Origin of the sequence: Phocaeicola fibrisolvens (assembly GCF_025567125.1) — a bacterium.
GTDB lineage: Bacteria > Bacteroidota > Bacteroidia > Bacteroidales > Bacteroidaceae > Phocaeicola > Phocaeicola fibrisolvens.
Map to the genome: position 1 here is coordinate 17,081 of NZ_JAOQJI010000007.1, position 19,714 is coordinate 36,794.

At 36.1% G+C, this 19,714-nt stretch carries 17 protein-coding genes; 3 read left to right on the forward strand and 14 right to left on the reverse strand.

The window, feature by feature from the left end; all coding sequences use genetic code 11:
* Positions 1-8: 8 nt before the first annotated feature.
* From OCV81_RS04510 to OCV81_RS04575, 14 genes are all read right to left on the reverse strand, one after another.
* Positions 9-1,055 carry a glycosyltransferase family 4 protein gene (locus OCV81_RS04510; RefSeq protein WP_148328766.1) on the reverse strand — a complete coding sequence of 349 codons (1,047 nt, stop codon included), beginning with the start codon at positions 1,053-1,055 and terminating at the stop codon, positions 9-11.
* 6 nt (positions 1,056-1,061) lie between these two features.
* The gene (locus tag OCV81_RS04515) at positions 1,062-1,613 is read right to left on the reverse strand and encodes a serine O-acetyltransferase (RefSeq protein ID WP_148328768.1); all 552 of its coding nucleotides are present in this window, start codon (positions 1,611-1,613) and stop codon (positions 1,062-1,064) included.
* Positions 1,610-2,878, reverse strand: a complete 1,269-nt coding sequence (locus tag OCV81_RS04520) for a polysaccharide pyruvyl transferase family protein (RefSeq protein WP_148328770.1) — start codon at positions 2,876-2,878, stop codon at positions 1,610-1,612. Before OCV81_RS04520 ends, OCV81_RS04515 begins: the two co-directional genes overlap by 4 nt.
* A gap of 2 nt (positions 2,879-2,880) precedes the next feature.
* Complete coding sequence (locus OCV81_RS04525; RefSeq protein WP_148328772.1) at positions 2,881-4,056, reverse strand: Coenzyme F420 hydrogenase/dehydrogenase, beta subunit C-terminal domain; 1,176 nt, start codon at positions 4,054-4,056, stop codon at positions 2,881-2,883.
* Positions 4,057-4,058: 2 nt separating this feature from the next.
* Positions 4,059-5,189: a glycosyltransferase gene (locus OCV81_RS04530; protein ID WP_148328774.1), complete on the reverse strand. Its 1,131-nt coding sequence runs from the start codon at positions 5,187-5,189 to the stop codon at positions 4,059-4,061.
* Entirely contained in the window at positions 5,186-5,779 is a 594-nt protein-coding gene (locus tag OCV81_RS04535) for an acyltransferase (RefSeq protein ID WP_148328776.1), read from the reverse strand. Before OCV81_RS04535 ends, OCV81_RS04530 begins: the two co-directional genes overlap by 4 nt.
* Positions 5,776-7,056 (reverse strand): glycosyltransferase family 4 protein, encoded by a 1,281-nt coding sequence (locus OCV81_RS04540; RefSeq protein ID WP_262640115.1) that lies wholly within the window; start codon positions 7,054-7,056, stop codon positions 5,776-5,778. Before OCV81_RS04540 ends, OCV81_RS04535 begins: the two co-directional genes overlap by 4 nt.
* A gap of 13 nt (positions 7,057-7,069) precedes the next feature.
* Positions 7,070-8,173 (reverse strand): EpsG family protein, encoded by a 1,104-nt coding sequence (locus OCV81_RS04545; RefSeq protein ID WP_148328780.1) that lies wholly within the window; start codon positions 8,171-8,173, stop codon positions 7,070-7,072.
* Between the two features lie 19 nt (positions 8,174-8,192).
* On the reverse strand, positions 8,193-9,311 hold the full coding sequence (locus OCV81_RS04550) for a polysaccharide pyruvyl transferase family protein (RefSeq protein ID WP_148328782.1): 1,119 nt from the start codon (positions 9,309-9,311) through the stop codon (positions 8,193-8,195).
* Entirely contained in the window at positions 9,308-10,495 is a 1,188-nt protein-coding gene (locus OCV81_RS04555; RefSeq protein ID WP_148328784.1) for a Coenzyme F420 hydrogenase/dehydrogenase, beta subunit C-terminal domain, read from the reverse strand. Before OCV81_RS04555 ends, OCV81_RS04550 begins: the two co-directional genes overlap by 4 nt.
* Before the next feature lie 17 nt (positions 10,496-10,512).
* Entirely contained in the window at positions 10,513-11,454 is a 942-nt protein-coding gene (locus OCV81_RS04560) for a hemolysin activation protein (protein ID WP_148328786.1), read from the reverse strand.
* Entirely contained in the window at positions 11,451-12,971 is a 1,521-nt protein-coding gene (locus tag OCV81_RS04565; RefSeq protein ID WP_148328788.1) for a lipopolysaccharide biosynthesis protein, read from the reverse strand. The genes OCV81_RS04560 and OCV81_RS04565 overlap by 4 nt, the downstream gene beginning before the upstream one ends.
* A gap of 56 nt (positions 12,972-13,027) precedes the next feature.
* Complete coding sequence (locus tag OCV81_RS04570) at positions 13,028-15,463, reverse strand: GumC family protein (RefSeq protein ID WP_148328790.1); 2,436 nt, start codon at positions 15,461-15,463, stop codon at positions 13,028-13,030.
* Between the two features lie 64 nt (positions 15,464-15,527).
* Positions 15,528-16,328, reverse strand: coding sequence for a polysaccharide biosynthesis/export family protein (locus tag OCV81_RS04575; protein ID WP_148328792.1), 801 nt, complete (start codon positions 16,326-16,328; stop codon positions 15,528-15,530).
* A 575-nt stretch (positions 16,329-16,903) separates the two neighbouring features.
* Here OCV81_RS04575 and OCV81_RS04580 point away from each other — a divergent pair.
* The 3 genes from OCV81_RS04580 to OCV81_RS04590 all read left to right on the forward strand — a co-directional run bounded on the left by OCV81_RS04580 (position 16,904) and on the right by OCV81_RS04590 (position 19,610).
* Positions 16,904-17,173 carry a DUF4248 domain-containing protein gene (locus OCV81_RS04580; protein WP_148328794.1) on the forward strand — a complete coding sequence of 90 codons (270 nt, stop codon included), beginning with the start codon at positions 16,904-16,906 and terminating at the stop codon, positions 17,171-17,173.
* A 475-nt stretch (positions 17,174-17,648) separates the two neighbouring features.
* The gene (locus tag OCV81_RS04585) at positions 17,649-18,272 is read left to right on the forward strand and encodes a hypothetical protein (RefSeq protein ID WP_148328796.1); all 624 of its coding nucleotides are present in this window, start codon (positions 17,649-17,651) and stop codon (positions 18,270-18,272) included.
* Positions 18,273-18,308: 36 nt separating this feature from the next.
* Positions 18,309-19,610: a replicative DNA helicase gene (locus OCV81_RS04590; protein WP_148328798.1), complete on the forward strand. Its 1,302-nt coding sequence runs from the start codon at positions 18,309-18,311 to the stop codon at positions 19,608-19,610.
* Positions 19,611-19,714 lie beyond the last annotated feature (104 nt).

Genomic DNA, 19,714 nt, shown 5'->3' on the forward strand with positions numbered 1-19,714 from the left:
TTTTGTGTTTATTTATTTGGATTTATTCCTTTGTAAAGGGTTTCTATTTCTTTATTGATGGTATCAATATTGAAAGTTGTTTGGGAAAGTATGATAGATTGTTCAATAAGATGATTTCTTAATGTTTCATCTGTCATCAGGCGTTCCATTTGAATAGCAAGTTTATCGCAATCTCCTGGTTGAAAAAGTAGAAGATTTTCTCCATCTTTTGCAATGTCAGGAATTCCCCCTACTGGAGTGGTAATAACAGGCAAGCCGTATGCCCAAGCATCTAGTACGGCCATTGGAAAGCCCTCTGCATAGCTGGGCAAACAAAAAATAGATGCTTCTTTGAAAGCTTTGTCTTTATCTTTTCCATTTATCCATCCCAAAAATTGTGCCTGTGATTCAATTCCTAGTTCTTTTGCTAGTTTTTTTCCGTTATCAATTTCTCCATTTCCGGCAAAAACAATTTTCCAGTCAGGATATTGAGATGCTATTTTAGCAAAGGCTTTAATCATGTCAGCATATCCCTTTCTTTTGTTTACAGTACCAGCATATAATATGATATGCTGTTTTGTGTATTTTTCTGGGAGAATTTCAGTCGTACAAGGATTATAAATGACTTGTATTTTATCTCCTAAATGAAAAGTGTCATTTACGTATTTTTTCCATAATTGTGATAATACAATTACTTTATCCGCATGGCTGAAAAGATATTTGTATACTTTTTGATATTTTCCATTGATAGTCGTCTCAGGAGAGAATGCATGAAAATGTACAATAACTTTCTTTTTCCATAGTTTAGACCACCACATAAAAAGACATTTTCGAATAGCTGATGGAGGTTCACTTGTATGAATGTGTACGATATCATAAAACGGAAGATTCAGTACAAATTGAATCCATCCTTTGCAGAAATAGAATAATTTGAAAATACTACTTTTGTCAATATGAGTTTCAATCCATTTACAATGAAATTCTTTCCATTGCTCACCTTTTTGGTGAGCTTTTATAACGGAAGTGATTCCACCTCTTGTTTTGTGTGAGGTTGCAATAATTAAGACTTTATTCATATCTTTTTATTCTTTGATTCTTATTAATTTTGCAGGAACTCCACCTACAATAGCATTATCAGGTATATCTTTTGTTACAACTGAATTCGCTCCAATCGTAACATTATTACCAATTTTTACTGAACCAAAAATTTTAACTCCTAATCCAAAGTAGCAATTATCCCCAACGGTAACAATACTCTTGTCTTCATTTTCATATTTATTCCCAAAAACGACTCCAGGCAATAATGTACAGTTCTTGCCTATTGTACATGTAGATTTTACGTGGATAAAATCTCCTGTATGATATATTCTTAATCCAGGTCCTATCGTATTAGGATAAATTGTAAATCTAAGTTTAAAACCTAAACGTTTATATTTAAACCAATGATAGAGAAATAAAATTTTAGAACTTTTTGTGTTTTTATAATATTCCACATATCTTAAGTGTCTTATGTATGCATAAATGAACCATACCTCATTGTGCAATATCCAATCTTTCAGTGTCGGTTTTTTGTTGTTAAACCGTTTTAAATCTTCTGTGAGGTAGTAGTTTAAATCTTGTTTTGATTGTATCATTTTTTTTCTTCATTAATAATACTATTGATATTTTCTTGCAATATTGTTTGCATTTTATCTATTTGGTTATTAAGTTTAATAAGATTTTGACTATAATTAGCAAACATTTTGTCTACAAATGATATTAAACTCTCAGCATTAGTATAATCTATGTCAATGGAATAATCTTCAAATCCAATATTCTTCATATATTCTCGTAACTTATAGAGATAGTTTATCGCAATAATTGGTTTTCGTCCTGCAGCAGAACATAGTATGGCAGCATGCATTCTTGTGACAATACTAAATTTAGATTTTGAAAATACATAAGCTAGTTCTTTAGGAGTTAATAATTCTTCTATTTCTATTACTCGATTTTTGTTTCTCATTAGCTCTATAATATGTTTTCCTGCTGTAACATCATCAACTTTATATATGCCAACAACAGTTGGAGTGAAAACTATACTTGTATTGTATTTTTCGATGATATAATCCAAGGTTTCTGCAATAGCTTTGTTGTATCCATCCTGCCTTACAGGTCCTTTTGCTTTTCTAAATAGCCAATCTATAACAGAAACGCAGACGTATTCATCATTATTTATCCCTATTCTTGTAAATAAATTATTCTTTTCTTCTAATTTTTCTTGTAATATTGCTATGTCATAAGAGTTAAATATATGAGGTTTTGTTATGTTTAACTGAGATAACAGATTGAACGATTTATTATCTCTTACGAAGATAGCAAAAGATCTATCTAAAACTTTTTTTGCTTTTTTTATTGTGCTCTTATAGAAGACGGGACCTATAGTTAAAGAAAAATGTATTAACTTCATACCCATTTTTTCGTATATATCTAATGCTTCTAGAGATAAATAAGCTGTTTTGTAATAGACATCATTGATTCTTTCGGCTCCAATACATAAAATGTAATCAGATTGAGATATTTCTTTTAATAGTTTAGCCCTTCTACCCCATAAAAGATTGTATGGCTTTGTTGTAAAAAATAAAAGAAATCTGACGATAAGAATCCAAATAATTGTACTTATAGTCCAGCAAATTTTGTGGATAGTGGTTCCCTCAGGGAAAATGAACAGGTCATTTGTTGTATTTATAGAATTAGAATTTTCTAATGCTTTTATTGATTTGTTGACACGTTCATAATCATTTGTTAAAAGATTGATGGAACAATTATTATCGATTCTCTTTGCTATTTTAATTGCGTTTTCAATTAAGGCCATTGATCCAATATTTGCGGCAGAACCCGCTTCTGCAATAGTAATCTTCATATTTATCTTTTATCTTTAATTAGTCTACTAAGAATTTTATAGATTATAAATGGAAGTTTTGGGGATAGCGTTAAAAAAAGTTGTAAATAACGTCTTTGCTTTTCAACAGATTTTCCTGTTAATATTAATTGTGTGTCATTTGTACGTCCTTTGAAATAAGGAATAAGCTTGTTCTTTTTAATAATATCATCGTACATCAATGATTTTTCAATGTCAATGATTTGTTTTTTTTCTAAAATTAGATTTGGCGTTTGATTTATGACTTCTTTTCCCTTTTCTGTATGAATAATAATTAGATTTTTCCCTGCATTATTTTTTTCTATATTCCATGGATCTAATACTGTTATATCTACGTCAATACCGAAAGGGTTTCCACAGATATTACATCCTGGTACCATCCATAGTTTTTTCCCGAATGGCATTAAAGCTGCTTTTTCCCAAGCAATTTTTTTTTGGTTGAAGGCGCAATATCCTGGCCATCCATTTCCTCTATATGAAAAGGATTCTATGTCATTGATATTTTTTAAGTTGATTCCTGCTAATTTGGCTATAAATTTTGTAGACTCAAAAGATTTCTGCTGTTTACAAAAGATACATAGGGTATAGAGTTTCTTGCATTTATTTTTTAAATATTGACTTAAAGGAAGTAATTGGCAAGTTGTTCCAACAATTAGTATTTTATCACATTTAGTTATTTCCCGCATTTTTAGATTGAGTGGGACTGAATGATAAATAGAATTAGGTAAGTCATTATAGCTAGGTATAGTATTCTTGGTATAAAAAAAACCTTCAGCAAAAGGGTATTCATTTGTTTTTCTTAGAGTATAGACTCCATCGAATATACCATTTTTTAATCCTTCTATGATAATAGTACGAGCAACGCCCCCAGAAGAGGAATTTATTCGTATTTCGTTATTTTTGTTGTATCCTAAATAATATTGTTTTTGTTTGCAATATTCTTTGATATCGATTAATGATGTGTCTTTATTAGCTGGACATATTTGTTTACATCTACCACATTTGATGCATTTTTCTTCTAGAATGTTTAAGGTCATTAATCCATTATTTGCAATTTCAAATTTAATTGCTTTCTGTGGACATATTGCAATGCATGAACCACATTGCTGGCATAAATTATTGTTTATTTTATATAGATTCTGATAAGTTTGAAATACCATACTTATATAGTCTTAAGGAATGATTGTATACTATCACTAATTGTCTTATAATTAAAATATTTTTCTCCGACCTCAAATCCTTTTTCTCCTATTTTATCTGCTAATGAGTGATTATTAATTAGTTCTTTCATCCCTTTATAGAATCCATTTACATCGTATGATATAATTTCTGCAGTTTCTTGATGAATAAAATAATGTGATATTTCTCCAACATTATTGGTGATTAATGGTCTTTTAGAACCTACATATTCTGCAATTTTTTGCGAAAATCGAGCTTTATCTTGTAAGCTATTTGGATCTAAAGGTATTAATAGACCTAATGACTCATCATATATTCTGTAGAGCTCTTCTTGGGGTATTTGGGTTTTTATTTCTATATTTTTTATATTTATATTTTTAATAAGTTGATACATCGTATCCATTTGTTTTTTGTTGCCAAACAATACTAAAATTAAGTGTGCTGTGGAATTCTCTTCTACTACTTTTTTAAAAGCATTCAGTAGGATTTGATTTCTTATTAAGTATTCGGCATGTCCACAAAATGTAAAACAATTGTTGTCCTTATAAGGATATCTTTTTCGATTGTAAGATGCCATTATAGGCAATAACAATTGTGGCTTGTTAAATATTTTTGCTTTATCCTGAAGAAAATGACTGATTGGAAAAATTCCGTCTAAGAAGAAACCAAATGTCTTGTCTTTTAGCCATGCTTCTATTTTATAAGCAAAATTAGGTTGTTTGCAACCTATATGCCATTCATGAAATAAAGCCGTTTTTTTATATCCTAATATTGTACATATTAATGCTAGTATAATATAAACAGGGTATAGTGTCATTCCCAGTATTACAAAATTATTTTTTTCTTGTTTCTTTTCTTTTAGAATCTGCCATATTTTAGGAATATTTTTTAATATGGTCGATAATTTTCCCTTTCGTGGAAAAATATAATAATTGATTCCTGTTTCTGAAACTCCAACAATTTCTTTATCAATACCTTTAGTGCCAAATGGATTATCTATCATTGTGACATTACATCCATGTTCTTTTAATCCTCTTGCAATAAATTCAGCTTTTGAATTATTTGCAGAAAAATGTAAAGGATATCCTTCTGATACAATTAATATAATATTCATTTTATTGTTTTTATGATTTTACATGGATTCCCTGCTGCAATTACATTTGCAGGTATATCCTTAGTTACTATACTGCCAGCTCCTATTAAGCTATTCTCGCCTATATGGACACCTTTTAATACTTTTACTCCATATCCCAACCATACGTTATTTTCTATAATGACAGGTTTATTAGCTCCAGTTCTATAGTCATCTGTATGCCAATCCGAGTCTGTAATTAGTGTATTAGCTCCGCATCTAACATTATTTCCTAATTTTATATATAGAGCAGATGCAATAACAGTTCCTGAAAATCCGCATTTATCTCCAATATCTATTTGTGCTCCTTTTTCTATTGTTGAGAACATACATGGTGTGTATACACCAATAAGATTTGAATTATGTGATGAGTTGAATGAGCAATTAGATCCAATTGTGATAGAAGTGTTGGGTAAGAGTCTAAACTTTGTTTTTCCTCTAAATTTGCAATTCCTTTTTATGCTAACGTGCCACCATAGTATGGAAATTTTATTAATTAAAAGCCAATAAAAACTACTTATCTTAATGAACAGAATACTTATATAATGAGGATGTAAATATCTTATAATCATATTGATTTATCTTTTGAATTATTATATATTTTATAATATGCAGCTAAAATTTGTTCTATCACATATTTGGGAGAGAAATTGTTTAACGCATATTTACGTGCTTCTTGGCCTAATTGTTTAGCAAACTCAAATGATTTAGATATATGTAATATGGCTCCTCCTAATACATAAGGATCTCCATCTTGTACTAAAATTCCAGTTGTATTATTGGTTATTAATGAAGATGTTCCACCCGCAAATGAAGCAATAATGGGCATGCCTAAAAGCATAGCTTCACAGGTACTATTAGGGCTATTTTCAATATGGCTTGTTTGACAGTATAAGTCGGATTGTTGTAAAATAGTGGAAATTGATTTAGCTTCTTGCCTTCCAAGATATTCTATATTTAAATTATTTGCTTTGAGTTTTGTGTATTTTTCAGTTAGAATTACGTCTTTGTTATGGCTTTGTAATCCAATAATTTGCCATTTAAAATTCATATTATTTTGTTTAAGTAATGAGGCGGTTAGATATATAGTTTCTAACCCTTTATATAAACCATTGCTTATTGTTGTTGTAATTGTGAAGGTTTCTGAAAAAGAGTTTTTATTCCATTGAACTTGGAAAAATATTTCTCTCATTATTTCATTAACTTTTAAATAGACGCGATTAGGATTATAAATTAGGGAGCAATATTTATCAAAGTCTGTACGACCAATGATATAGTTCATGTGTCTTAATATTTGTTTTTCTCGGATACATTTATATCGCATCAGATGATTTATTGATGTGCTTCCTGTTAAATTTATCTTCGAAAAGAATGTTTCATATTTGGATACTTTAGTTTGTGGAATACCAGAAAATAGTTTTGCATGTATTGATGACAAAAATCCTTGTATAGATAGTACGATAGGAGTAGTATTAATATAAAGTGATATTAATCCAAAGTCTTCTTCCGTTCCATGTATGTGGATTAAATCTGGTTTTATGTCATTTATGATTTTTAGTAGTGGTTGTACATTATTATTATTAGAAAAGGACATAGTATTTTGTAGCCTTTGCATCCAACGTGTAAGCTTATTTTTGCTGTTATTCTTATATATTGGATAATATTGAATCTTTTTATATTCAAATGGAAGGATATCTTGATTCCAATAAAAAGCAATATGCAACTCAATGTCGTTCTTTTGTGATAATTCTTTAGATAAAGTATTTAACCAACCTCCACTAACCCCTTTTTGGGTACTAATTTTTTCTAATGCGCAACATGGAGTATTGCAGAACCATAATATTTTCATATTCATTTATATTTTAAAGCCAATATGGAGCCGTAAATATTGTGTGCATATCATTCCAATTACTATAATAACTTTCAGTTGACATTGTATTATAAAACCATCGAAATGCTATTAGTAGTGACCATATGACGTAGATTGTTTTTATCTCTCTTTTTTTTATATATTTAAGAATGAAAGTCAATACAAAAGGTGTTAAAATACTGAAAGGCAACATTAATCTCATTGCTGTATTAATTAAGAAATGACTTGATGTTTGTGAGAATATGTATGCAATACTGAAAGTCTTTTCAATATCATTAAACTTGTTGTAATAGTATAAAATTAATATAAGACACAAACAATCATACGCAAAATAAAAAATAGATACATTATAAGATTCACCTATTTCTGTGAGATATTGAGTGTATTTAGTATTTTCCTCTAAAAGAAATAATAAACTATTTGTATCGATTTTTAGTTGATATGAAAGAATGAAAAGTAAAATGATGGCTGTTGCTATAGTTTTATTGATTTTATTAGGTTTGAAATAAATTATTAATAGGTAAAATATACCAATATATGCTGAAAAATGTATATTCCCAGCTATTATTATGATTAGTAAAAATAGAAATATATTTTTTTTGTTTACAATATTGTTATTTGAATTATTATATAGGATTAAAATCCCCATTAGAATCAGCATAATAGCTAACGCTTGTCTTTTACTATTTAAAATGAGTAAGCCATATAATGGTATTAGCATGAGTATTGAATAGAAAAACCACAAGTATTTAATGGGAATACTTACTTTTATTAATTTATTGAGTATATAAATTTCAAAGCAACTTAATAATATGCAAAATCCAAAGAAGCCAATAGGTTTACATAATATCATGATAAGCTCGTATATAGGTTCAATTTTTTCATTTTCTATAAACTTTAGAACAAACGGATGGTCTGTTTCTCCATTTGCTACATAAAATCTTGAAACATATACCCAATAATCATTGGAGTTGCCATAATCAAATGCAAAAAGAAAAAAAATAAGAAAGATAGAGGCATAATAAAGTTTTTTTTCTTTAGACTTAAATGCTAAATATGATAATCCAATAATAAGAATTAGTATAAAATAAAACATAAAAACTGTTTATGTCGATTTATAAATTACTAAAAATTTCTTTAAGTTTTTCGTAATAATGTTCGCTAAAATATGGTTTCATTTTATGGGATAATTGAGTATTTAAAAGTTTTATACATAAATCTTTTGCCTCATTTAAATCTTTTGCAACAAATACATAATCATCGTATATACCTTTAAACCAATCTGCGCCAGTTACTACTTTGTGGTCATTACTTTTTATGATAATTACTGGAGTTCCCGCAGCTAAAGAAAATATAGTACCGTGATAACGGTCAGTTATAATGACATTGTAGCGTGAGAATTTCTCAATAGCATTTTCAATATATTTTTGCAAGTTATTACGGATTTCTAAATAATTTTCATTAATAGTTGTGTCGGTTATGGTAACGCTAGCATATCTGCTTATATCTTTACATAATTTTTTGATTTCTATTTCATTATAAAATTTCTCACTATCATCTCGTACACATACACAGACACCATTTCTTGTATGATTGAAATTTAAGGTTCCAATAAGGGATGTCACAATGTCGGGAAATGGCTTGACAGTAATATCTGGAAACATTTCTTTTGCTTGTTCATATGAAACCATATCTCGGGCCAAGAATAACATATTTTTAGCTTGGTTATAGCATTTACTAGTGCGTAATCTGTTTTCTTCATGCTTAAAAAATATGGTTTGTGGCATCATTAATATATGTGCATAGGGGATTGCATCAATAACTAAGCGGTGCATTAGTTCATGATTTCCTCCTAAATCTTGAGTTGTATATCCGCTTTGGAAGATAATTATATCATTATCTCGATAGTACTTTTTTAAAATAGACAAAAAATTGTAGTTAGGAAATACGACTGTATCAGATTCTATCTTAATTAAATTTGCATTTGGATAATTTTGCTGAATCCAACGGCAAATACAATAATGTTGAGCCATATCACCCAAATTTGAATGTGCCGTAATTCCCAGATAAAAGATTCGTTGTGTTTCTTCGTCAAGGTTTTGTAATCTTTTAATTATTGCATTTGTATCGTTGTATATCTTTTTAATTTTTGCTTTATTGCGAAAGTAAGCTAATATCGGACTATATAGCCATCCAAATGTTTTTCTAATTTTCATTTTTAGTTTTTTATTCATAACTTTTTCTTTTTTATATATGTTGTGATAAAATTAGGTAGTAACATTTTTATATAATTGCGAATTGTTGTATTTGTAGTAGATTGTATTTTTTTAGGCGGAAAGTAACAAAGAGCTAATTCTTCAAAATTTGCTCCTTGGGTGTATGAGTCCCAAAATTTATCATAATTGATTGGACGTGTTTGTGGGTTGTGTAAGTTTTTATTTCCTTTGGCCGCATCTTCAAAGGTTCTAGGTTCTGCTATCAGCTGATGCTGAATTTTTGAGTATAAGTTTTGTCCTTTAGCTGTATTTATGGAAATAAAAGAAGTGCCTTTTTGGTATGATTTAAATTTAAAGTTATATGGCGAATACCCCCAATAATCTGCTAACGTTATATCTGAGACTCTTTCTCTAGTCGCATATTTACAATGAAAACAGTTTTCTCTTAATAGATAATTGTCAACAAAACCACAAAAATAGGAATCTTCATAGACAGAACATTTTGTATAGCTATCATCTGAAAAGATATACTTCATACACGTATGGTATTGATCAGGGTTCTTGTCTCTAAAACGGATTTCTTTTATTTTTTTGTTATATTTCTTTTCTATGTATTTAATACGATCTGAAAGAGCTTTATGTGATGGAACGCCATGACAGACAATATCTAAGGTATATAAATTATTGAAATCTTGTTTTAAATAGGACTTTAGTCCCGCAACTTGGCAAGGTGTACCTGAAAAAAGTACTATTTGGCTGTTCTTAAGTAATTGTTGAATTTTTATAAAACAATTATTAATATTGCTATGAGTATATTTACTTCCTTGAAAAAGAGATATTTTGTTTATATCGTTCGTAACAATATGTTTTGCGCCAGTGCTTTCCCATATTGATCCACAAAAGTATCCACCTTCTTCAATTATTTTTTTTGATAATAAATATGAAACACCTCCGCTTGTGCTATCTTTCCTTTCTTTTTTGTTATTATTCCATCCGGCTAAGATATTAAGAGGTTGGTATTTGTTGACTTTATTTAATACAGGGCAAATTCTTATACATTTGTGACAATTGATACAGATGTTTGAGTCAATAACAGGATATATATGACCTTTTATACTTTCTTGCATAGATATAGCATGAGTTGGGCAACCCTGCATACAAGCTTGACACCCTGTACAATCTTGTTTATTGCAAATTTCCATTTGGTAACAGAATTTATTTATTTAAGATTGAATAGTTTTGCAAATCTTCTTTTTAGAAGGAATAGTTTTTCTTTTGGACCATATGACATTGATTTATCAATTTCCTCAGAAAGTATGATATTATTTATTACATATTCAGGATGTTTTAAAGGAAATTTGTATTCATATGTTGGCTGATAATATAATTTTCTGATTTTAGGTGGTAGCATTGTTAAGTTGTCTACAGAATGTGTAGATACTGAAGATATACCGATATTTGAAATAAGATTTTTAGAAGGAATAATCGCAAGCATTGAATTAAAGATTCGTGTGCTAGATACAAAATCTTCGTAGTGTTCTCTTCCTGTTGCTTTATGTTTGTAATATGAAGTCAATCTTTTTTCTGTCAAGTCCCCACTTTTCTCCAATAATGTAATAGATTCATTATTCTCCAAAAACTTATATTGAGGGTCCCACATATCCACGAAGCGTTTCCATGTTGCCCATCCCCATATTGGACCTTGTTTACGGCAGAAAAAATAATCTGCGTCTATGTTTACCTTTCCCATATGATTCATGCCAGAAATCATACAGATTCTAGAGTCGTTTTCATATTTATCTAGTAATTCTTTACAGAAAGGAAAGAAACTTTGGGAAGGGACATCATCATCTTCAAGAATAATGCCTTTATCAACGTGCTCAAACATCCATTTTTGTGATAAATATTCAGAAGGGTCGCATCCTACATTTTTTTCTTGATACCAACGGTATACTTCACATTCCCAGTCTATATTTTCAACAATCTCCCTACATTCATTAATTCCTTTTATATCATCAGGCCTATTTAAACGAGGTCCATCTTGATATAAAAATAGTTTTGAGGGGCGAGCTATTTTTATTTGCTCAAAGACCTTAGACGTTTGCTCTGGTCTAGCGAAAAAAAGGAGTAATACAGCAATATCAATAGATGCTTTCTTCATCGTTTTATCTTTTTGTTAATTAAGGAATAAATTTTACTTTTCTCTTCTTTGTTTAAACCGAAAATTCCAATCATAGCTATTATCCAAATTATGGCCATGATGGAAAAGCCTAGAAAACCATAGATATTGTCAGACCATAACATTTTTAAAATAATTAATGGGCTTGAAAAAAATGTGACCAATAAGCATGGTTTTGTGGTATGTTTTATGTACTCTTTTATTTTAAAGGTTGAAATTTTAGATAGATATATTAGCTGGAAAACCAATATTGATATTACTGCGGCTATGGTACAAATTATAATTGTATAAGCAGGAGCTCCTATGTTGTAAAAAAAATAAGAAACTGGAAGTACTAATAAGTAAGCACAACTATAAAAGATTTGATATGTACGTATTTTCCCTGTTGCTTGAATATATGAATCAAATCCGACTCCCATACATTTTATTAATCCTCCTATGAGAAGAAGAATAGCAAAGATATTGGTATAGGTCGGTGCTTTGTTTAGCCAAAGTTTTAATACAATATCTATATTTAGTATTAATGGAATTGTTGGAATCAACATAATGAAAAATGCATATTTAGAAATGTTATATACTATGGCTAATGATCTTGCATTTTTATTACCTCCTTGATTTTTCATAATTTGTGGAACTGCAGCTTGATTAAGACTTTGTACAAACATCATTACGTAGTTGTTTATTTGAAAACCAATTCCAAATGCTGCATTTATGATGGTGTTGAAAAATAAGTTTATAATCATATTTGAACCTTGGTTTTGTCCAATAGACGCTACTGCTCCTAACATAATCCAAAATGCATATTGTAAAATTTGTATATAATCAGTTCGTTTCTTGTTAAAACTCCATCGTATAATATCTTTATCTTTTATTCTGCAATAGATAAAAAGACAAATTGGGAGAAGTGCTGAATATAAAGTTACAATAGTAGAGTAAGCTCTAAGTCGGTTGCCTAAATAATAGGTTAATGTTATAACTAGGATAAGTTGCAATATCGATCTTCCAATTTCGACAATAGCTGTAAAAATAAATTTCTCTCTTGCAATTATCAACCCATTGTAGGGTATACTAAGTATGTTAAGAGAAGTGGCAAGCATGCTCATATGGAGCACAAATATAGCGTCATTTATTTTGGATGAGTCAATATTCGCTATATTCTTTATATAATAAATGCCTAAAGTTTCACCTAAAGTAACGAGGAAAAGTACCAATCCAATATGTATAACCATTACAGTATTAAATATCTTATTAGGATTTCCTTCCTTTCCTTTTCCGAACTCGACTACTATATGGCGATAGGTAACTGAAACCATTGTGGTCCCAAAGAAATTCATCATGGAAACAATTCCTCCAACAATAGTATATAGTCCATAATCACTGGCTCCTAATACTTGAAGTATTACTCTAGACGTATATAGGCCTATAAATATAGAGAGGATAAGTTTGATATATAAAATACCAGTATTTAATGCTAAACGTTTATTTTCCGAATTAGTCATACTTTTGTTCGAGAAATTATTTCCGATTGTTTAATTTAAAATTTGTTACAAAAGCATTATTTAGATCCATAGCCATAACCGTAGCCATAGCCATATTTCTTTCCATAACCGTATTTGCCATATTTCCCATACTTCCCGTAGCCGTAGTAATAGCCATTTTTACGCTGATTCATGTCGATACAGTTAATCAATGTACAGAGGTTCGGGAGTTTATGGTCTTTCTTCAGCTCGTTGATGAGTTCATAGTGGCTTTTGTGGGTATAGCCGGCACGGCAAATATATACACTCAGGTCGGCTACACGGGCAATCAACTGGGTATCGGTTACCATACCGATAGGGGCTGTATCCAGAATTACATAGTCGAAGTTTACTTTCAGAATTTCAATGGCTTTGTCAAGTGTCTTACGGGCAACCAGTTCGGTAGGGTTTGGAGGAACGGTACCTCCCGGAAGGATATACAAGTTGGATGAGACCGTAGAAGGCTGACACAAAGAAAGTAAATCGGTATGTTCCGGATCGGCCAGATATTGAGTGATGCCTTTTTCTTTATGGGAAATCTGGAATATTTTATTCAGACCGGGTTTACGGATATCGAGACCTACAATTACTGTTTTTTTGCCCATGAAAGCAAAGCTGCAAGCTAGGTTGCCGGCAGTAAAACTCTTTCCTTCACCGGAACTGGTGGAAGTGAAGAGAATCACCTTTTGCCCTTCCTGTAACATGTACTGGATATTGGTACGTACGGAGCGGAAAACCTCTTCCATCAAGTCATTGTGATTTTCGTGGACGACAATTGGATTTCCTTTGGTATCTACCATGGGCACGTCACCCACTACTGGTACATCGGTAATTTTTTCTACGTCGGCGCGGCCTTCAATTTTGAAACGAAGCAGGTTGCGCAAATAAATAACTCCCACGGGGATTGCGATACCCAATATGAACGCAATCAGGTAGAACATCTTTTTGTTGGGAGATACGGGAGCACTTCCAGCCATGGCTTCCTCTATGATACGCCCGTTGGTGGCAGTGGAAGCCAAGGTAATGGCATTCTCTTCCCGCTTTTGCAGCAACAGCAAATACAGACTGGCCTTGATTTCCTGTTGGCGGGTGATGCTCATCAATTCCTTTTCCTGGGTAGGTGCATTGCTGATACGGGTGGCATACTTCTTGCCTTCGCGATCCAAATCGGATTGGGTGATAAGCAACCCTTTTTCTACATTGTCTACGGTCGTCTGCACATTGGCACGCGTGGCCCGAATACCGGCATCCAATTGGACAACGGCTGGGTTGCTTTCATTGGAAGTGCGGAGCAGACGCTTACGTTCAATCAATAGGTCATTATACTTGATAATTAAATCACTCAGACCTTGGTCTGCCAGTCCTACATTGGCGGGAATCACTTCCATCTCATTTTTCGGGTCATTGATATAGCTTTTAAGGAAGGCGACCAGTCGGAGCTGGGTGGCATTTTCAGCCTGTTTCTGTTGATAGGCTGAATTTTCCTTTAACGCCAGCTGAGCATCGGAACTTAAGTCGGTCAGTCCGGCCTGTTGCTTGAAACTGGCCAGCTGGCTTTCCGTGGTGCCCAATTCTTGGTTGATGATGCCGATACGATCGTCAATAAATTGGGCAGTTTTGGCAGCTACTTCGTTTTTGTCATTATTGGCATCTTCGTTATACAGGGCCACCAGCATGTTGATAAAGTCGATGCCGCGGCGTGGATTGCTGTTCTGGAGGTTAAGGGCAACAATCGTAGTCGTTTTGGAAGTCGGTTCACTGCTCAGGCTGGCCGTATAGGCGGAAGCTACAGCGGTAGGAGAGACTACAGTAGCCGTGATGGTACGCGTTTGGTCTATTTTGGCCAAAGTAGAGTCGCTGTTCGCAGAAAGGGTGAAGACACCCACAGGGGTGGTCAGTACTCCTGGAAGTTGGTCAAAGTGCTTGCGAAGGGTCACTTTGTCAGCATTTCGATTCGGGTAATAACTGCCTTCCACATTGACTTTTCCATCGGGGGTACAGGTCATTTCTAAGGTCACCGGGCCAAAGAGGCGGTCAGCCTCTTCGGGAGTAGTCCATACCTGTACTGGAGAAGTTTTGTACAAGTCGGCCGGATAGCGGAAAGTCTGTGCCTCTTGGTAGTTGATATAGAGGTTCAATTTATTGACGACTTTCTTGACAAGGGTGCGGGAACGCAGAATTTCTACTTCATTATCGAAATTGCTGGCCATACTGAGCATACCCAAATCCTGCATGGCCTGCATGGGGGAAGCAGACGGGTTTTTGGTCTGGTCCCCCTGTTTAATCAGTACGGTGGCATTGACATTGTACACGGGAGCCTGATAGCGCAGGTAGGCATACATCGCGATGCCCATTACGATGACACAGCCCAAAATCCAGGGCCAATACATCAGGTATTCAAAAAACAGTGCCTTGTAATCTACTGGTTTTTCATCTTCCGGCTGGAAACCGTTTTCATATCTTTCGTCACTCATAGTAAGCGTGGATAAGTGTTTTTTATGGATTCTTGTTTTTATAGTCTCTTCTTGGTTTGTTAGTTTATTTGAATACAGTGACCAACAGGCTGGCAATGGATACCAAAATGGAAGTGGCACTGATCCAGATGGTGGTGCTGTTGCCGATATCGGAGTTGCGCGCCTTGGTCTTGTTGGGGGTCACGTAAAGGATGTCGTTCTGCTGGAGATAGAAATAGGGGGAAAGCACTAAATCGGCATCGTTCAAGTTAAGGGTTTGAATCTGACGCTTCCCATGGGCATCCTCACGCACCAGTTTCACATTGTCGCGTACCCCATACACCGTCATGTCGCCGGCCATGGCCAAGGCTTCCAATACGTTTACCTTTTCGTTGGTGACAGTGAATGTCCCCGGTTTGTTGACTTCTCCCAACACAGAAATTTTGTAGTTGACCATGCGTACCGTCACAACCGGAGTCTCTTTCAGGTAGGGAATCAGTTTTTCACGAATCAGGTCTTCGGCTTGGTTTTTGGTAAGTCCTTCTATTTTTAGACGCCCCAGCACTGGAAAGTCAATTTCCCCTTGGTTGTTGACCAAATATTGTTGAAGAGTTGGTTGTGATGAGACATTGGAATTGCCTAATGACACATTGTATTGAGTTTGCATAGTCAAGTTGAATGGGGCAGCTGCCGCAGGGTCTGTGGTATTTACCGTGATACTCAGAATATCTTTGGGCATGATTTTCGCATCGTAGAGAGGAATTTCTTTCCCGTAATTGTTCACTACTTCCGGATCTTGCAGATACGGTACCTTCTTGTACGACGTACACCCGCTCACCAGCAGGGCAGACAACGTCAGCATGCAGACTGCTTTGTATAACTTCATCTTGTTTCTATGGTTTTGTTTTTTTTGAGCGATTTGAGAATGAATTACTTCCCTTTCGGGTAGGCTTCGCCGTTACCAGTCCCACGAGAGGCTCGCTTTGGATAGGGGTTGGTAAACGGAAAAAATGTTTGTAATTCGGCGCGAATTTAAAGGTTATTTTTGATTTATTCAACGTGATTCCGTTTTTTTGCGGAAAAGGGAACAATTTCCCGTTGATAATGAACAAATTTGTCATTTTTGTAACAAAAATGCTTGAACCTTCTTGTCGGTTAGTACATGGGCCAAAACGCTTCGACGTTTGGACGTAAACGCCGAAGCATTTTATGGGAAACGCCGAAGCGTTTTGTCCAAAACGTTTAGGCGTTTGAGATGAAACGTCGAAGTGTTTGAAGTGAAACGTCGAAGTGTTTGAAGTGAAACGTCGAAGCGTTCTGGAAGTCGGGCTGCCGGATAGGGGCGGCACGGGCAGACAGAGGGTGAAAAATAATGCGGAAAACCGGTGAGAAAATGACTGAAAAATTTGTCTATCTAGCTGAAAATGAGTAAATTTATAGCGTAATCAAAACAGAGAAACCATGAATTGTATGCACTTGAAAACGGGAACGGCGAAGGCCGCGTGCGGTGAAGACGTGCCGTTCCAGATGAGGATGTACCGGAAAACCGAGCTGGCCTGCCTGTATTTCCCGTACACGGACAAGAAAGGGGCCTTGATGAACCTGTGGCGGTGGATCAAACGCTGCACCCAGCTGGATCAGGCTCTGCAGGAGGCGGGCTACGACAAATACCGGAAGTATTTTCTGAAACGCGAAGTGGAACTCATCGTGAAGTTCCTGGGCGAACCGTGAAACTGCCGGAGGGTGGAGCTTTTTTTTCAAAAAACAGTCCCCTTTTTAACGGGTATAGTTAATTAAATATATATATACTACTAATGGCCGCGCGAGGGTCTTAAGAAAGGTTTGAAGTAAAATTTGTTAAATTTTTCATAACACGCTGGAAATGAGCATCCAATTTGCGCGCAACCCTTAAGTAAACCCTTAAATAGTGGGCGAAAAGTCGTATGGCTTGATTGACTGACAAAATGTCACATTGTCTATAGGGCAAAAACTACGACAAAAAAATCGCAAAAATGTTTTTTTATTTCAATATGTTTCATAATATTTGCAGTGCGAAATCGACAAGAGCTTCGTTGGAGGTGAATGAGTTTCGAAAAAAATAACTGAGTAATTAACCTGTATGCAAAGAAAACATCCATAAAGGGCCCCTTTGTGGATAGGATTTTTGTGTGCCTAAAACAAAGAAAGGAAGGAAATGGGTTGCGAAATGAAAGATTTTCTCAGCTTCAAGAAGGTGGGAAAAAATGGCTACCTGATGGTACCGAGAAATTTACTGGAAGAGGTGTTCAGTGTGGACAAACCGTTTACAGAGGCTCAGGCTTATCTGTATCTGTACATGAAAGCGTCGTTCTGTAACCGGAAGGGAAAGAGGCCGCTGAAAAGGGGGCAGCTGACGTTTACGGCGTCTGCCCTGGCCAAACGCTTCAAATGGAAGGTGTATACGCTGAGGGAGTTCCTCCATACGCTGCACAAGGAGGGGGTGATTGTCCTGGAACAGATGCCGGGAGTGGGACAGAAAGTGACGATGTGCTTCTACGAGGTGCTGGCAACCGGACGAGAGAAACCGACAGGCGAGTCGGAACAGGCGGATTTCAATGAGTTCTGGAAACAGTATTACTCGCTGCTGGATCGGCAGGGGTACGACTTGTATGCGGCGCTCTCGGAATGGGAAAAGCTTACCGAGGAGGAAAAGAGGCTGGCCGTGCAGAACATGGTGCCGTACTTCGAATCGCTGACGGACATCCGCTTCGTGAAAACGGCCTGCAATTACTTGCGCTTCAAGGTGTACCTGAGGCCGGAGAACGTGGAAAAAATGCACAAGAATCAATAAACCAACGAATTGTGATAACCTTAAATCTTTTGATGTATGAAAACGGACTATGCTGGACTGGGCTTGGAGAAGTTGTATGACCTGGAAATCGAACGGGCGGTTATGGGAACGTTGATGTTCGACCCGGCTGTGGCAAAAAGGCTGGGACCCTCACTGAAACCTGAGTTTTTTTATTCTGAATCGATACGTGTGATGTTCGTCGCACTGCGGTCGCTGATGGCCAAGGGCATGGATGCGGACTTGCTTCTGGTGACGCAGGAGCTGAGGACGATGGGCTGCCTGGAAAAGGCGGGCGGGCCGTATGGCGTGACGATGGTGGCGGGCGGCGTGGCGAACCGGGTCTTCGTGGACAACCATGTGCATGTGTTGTATGAGCTGTATCTGCGCCGGAGGATGCTGGCAGGACTGTACAAGCGGATGAGAGAGGTGGGCGACCTCACGCAGGATGTGTTCGAAGTGATCATGGGGGTGCAGAAGGATGTGGAGGAGGTCTTGGAAAGGTCGCCGCTGAGGAGCAACCTGCAGGACATGAAGTCGGTGATGAAGAAGACGTGCGACCGGATCATGGACCGGGTGAGCCGGAGCGTGAACGGGGTGACGGGTATCCCCACGGGCATCCCGGAACTGGACCGCATGACGGGAGGATGGCAGCCGGGCAACCTGATTTTCACGGCGGGACGACCGGCCATGGGAAAGACGCAGCTGGGACTGAAGTTTGCCATGGAGGCGGCTTCGAGGGGGTATCATGTGCTGCTGTTCACCCTGGAGATGATGAGCGAAGAGGTGGGGGAACGGCTGCTGCTGATGCGCACGCCGGGACTGTATGCGAAGGTGAAAGGGGGACGGGTGACGCAGCAGGAACTGGATGAGCTGTTCCGTCAGGCCCGCGAACTGGACAACTGTCCGCTGCTGGTGGACGACAAGGCGTATTTGGGCATCGACCAGCTGTGTGCGGAGGCTCGGATGGTGCATTCGCGCTACCGGGTGGACCTGGTGGTGGTGGACTACCTGCAGCTGCTGGGGGTGACGGAACGGGCGGGACGCAACCGCGAACAGGAGGTGGCGGAGTGCTCGCGCAAGCTGAAGACGCTGGCCCGCTCGCTGGAATGCCCGGTCATCGTGGCGAGCCAGCTGAACCGGCAGGTGGAGCAGACGTTCAACCAGCGGCCGGAACTGAAGCATCTGCGGGAGAGCGGGGCCATCGAACAGGATGCCGACATGGTGCTGATGCTGTGCCGCAGTGAGCGCGACCGACGGAAAAGCGGACTGATTCTGGCCAAGAACCGGCACGGGGAGGCGAGCAAACCGAACTCGTGCATCGAACTGGAGCTGTTCTAGACGGGAACGAAAATTTTTTCTCTTCAAATGTCTGCGAATCGCTACGTACTTCTACAACGGCGGAATCCCGGTGTCGTATCTTTGTCATGTAATCGGAAAGGAAG

Bases quoted from the DNA above. Each gene is read 5' to 3' on its own strand.
- OCV81_RS04510 (WP_148328766.1), bottom strand. From the start codon at position 1,055: ATGAATAAAGTCTTAATTATTGCAACCTCACACAAAACAAGAGGTGGA.
- OCV81_RS04515 (WP_148328768.1), bottom strand. From the start codon at position 1,613: ATGATACAATCAAAACAAGATTTAAACTACTACCTCACAGAAGATTTA.
- OCV81_RS04520 (WP_148328770.1), bottom strand. From the start codon at position 2,878: ATGAAGATTACTATTGCAGAAGCGGGTTCTGCCGCAAATATTGGATCA.
- OCV81_RS04525 (WP_148328772.1), bottom strand. From the start codon at position 4,056: ATGGTATTTCAAACTTATCAGAATCTATATAAAATAAACAATAATTTA.
- OCV81_RS04530 (WP_148328774.1), bottom strand. From the start codon at position 5,189: ATGAATATTATATTAATTGTATCAGAAGGATATCCTTTACATTTTTCT.
- OCV81_RS04535 (WP_148328776.1), bottom strand. From the start codon at position 5,779: ATGATTATAAGATATTTACATCCTCATTATATAAGTATTCTGTTCATT.
- OCV81_RS04540 (WP_262640115.1), bottom strand. From the start codon at position 7,056: ATGAAAATATTATGGTTCTGCAATACTCCATGTTGCGCATTAGAAAAA.
- OCV81_RS04545 (WP_148328780.1), bottom strand. From the start codon at position 8,173: ATGTTTTATTTTATACTAATTCTTATTATTGGATTATCATATTTAGCA.
- OCV81_RS04550 (WP_148328782.1), bottom strand. From the start codon at position 9,311: ATGAATAAAAAACTAAAAATGAAAATTAGAAAAACATTTGGATGGCTA.
- OCV81_RS04555 (WP_148328784.1), bottom strand. From the start codon at position 10,495: ATGGAAATTTGCAATAAACAAGATTGTACAGGGTGTCAAGCTTGTATG.
- OCV81_RS04560 (WP_148328786.1), bottom strand. From the start codon at position 11,454: ATGAAGAAAGCATCTATTGATATTGCTGTATTACTCCTTTTTTTCGCT.
- OCV81_RS04565 (WP_148328788.1), bottom strand. From the start codon at position 12,971: ATGACTAATTCGGAAAATAAACGTTTAGCATTAAATACTGGTATTTTA.
- OCV81_RS04570 (WP_148328790.1), bottom strand. From the start codon at position 15,463: ATGAGTGACGAAAGATATGAAAACGGTTTCCAGCCGGAAGATGAAAAA.
- OCV81_RS04575 (WP_148328792.1), bottom strand. From the start codon at position 16,328: ATGAAGTTATACAAAGCAGTCTGCATGCTGACGTTGTCTGCCCTGCTG.
- OCV81_RS04580 (WP_148328794.1), top strand. From the start codon at position 16,904: ATGAATTGTATGCACTTGAAAACGGGAACGGCGAAGGCCGCGTGCGGT.
- OCV81_RS04585 (WP_148328796.1), top strand. From the start codon at position 17,649: ATGAAAGATTTTCTCAGCTTCAAGAAGGTGGGAAAAAATGGCTACCTG.
- OCV81_RS04590 (WP_148328798.1), top strand. From the start codon at position 18,309: ATGAAAACGGACTATGCTGGACTGGGCTTGGAGAAGTTGTATGACCTG.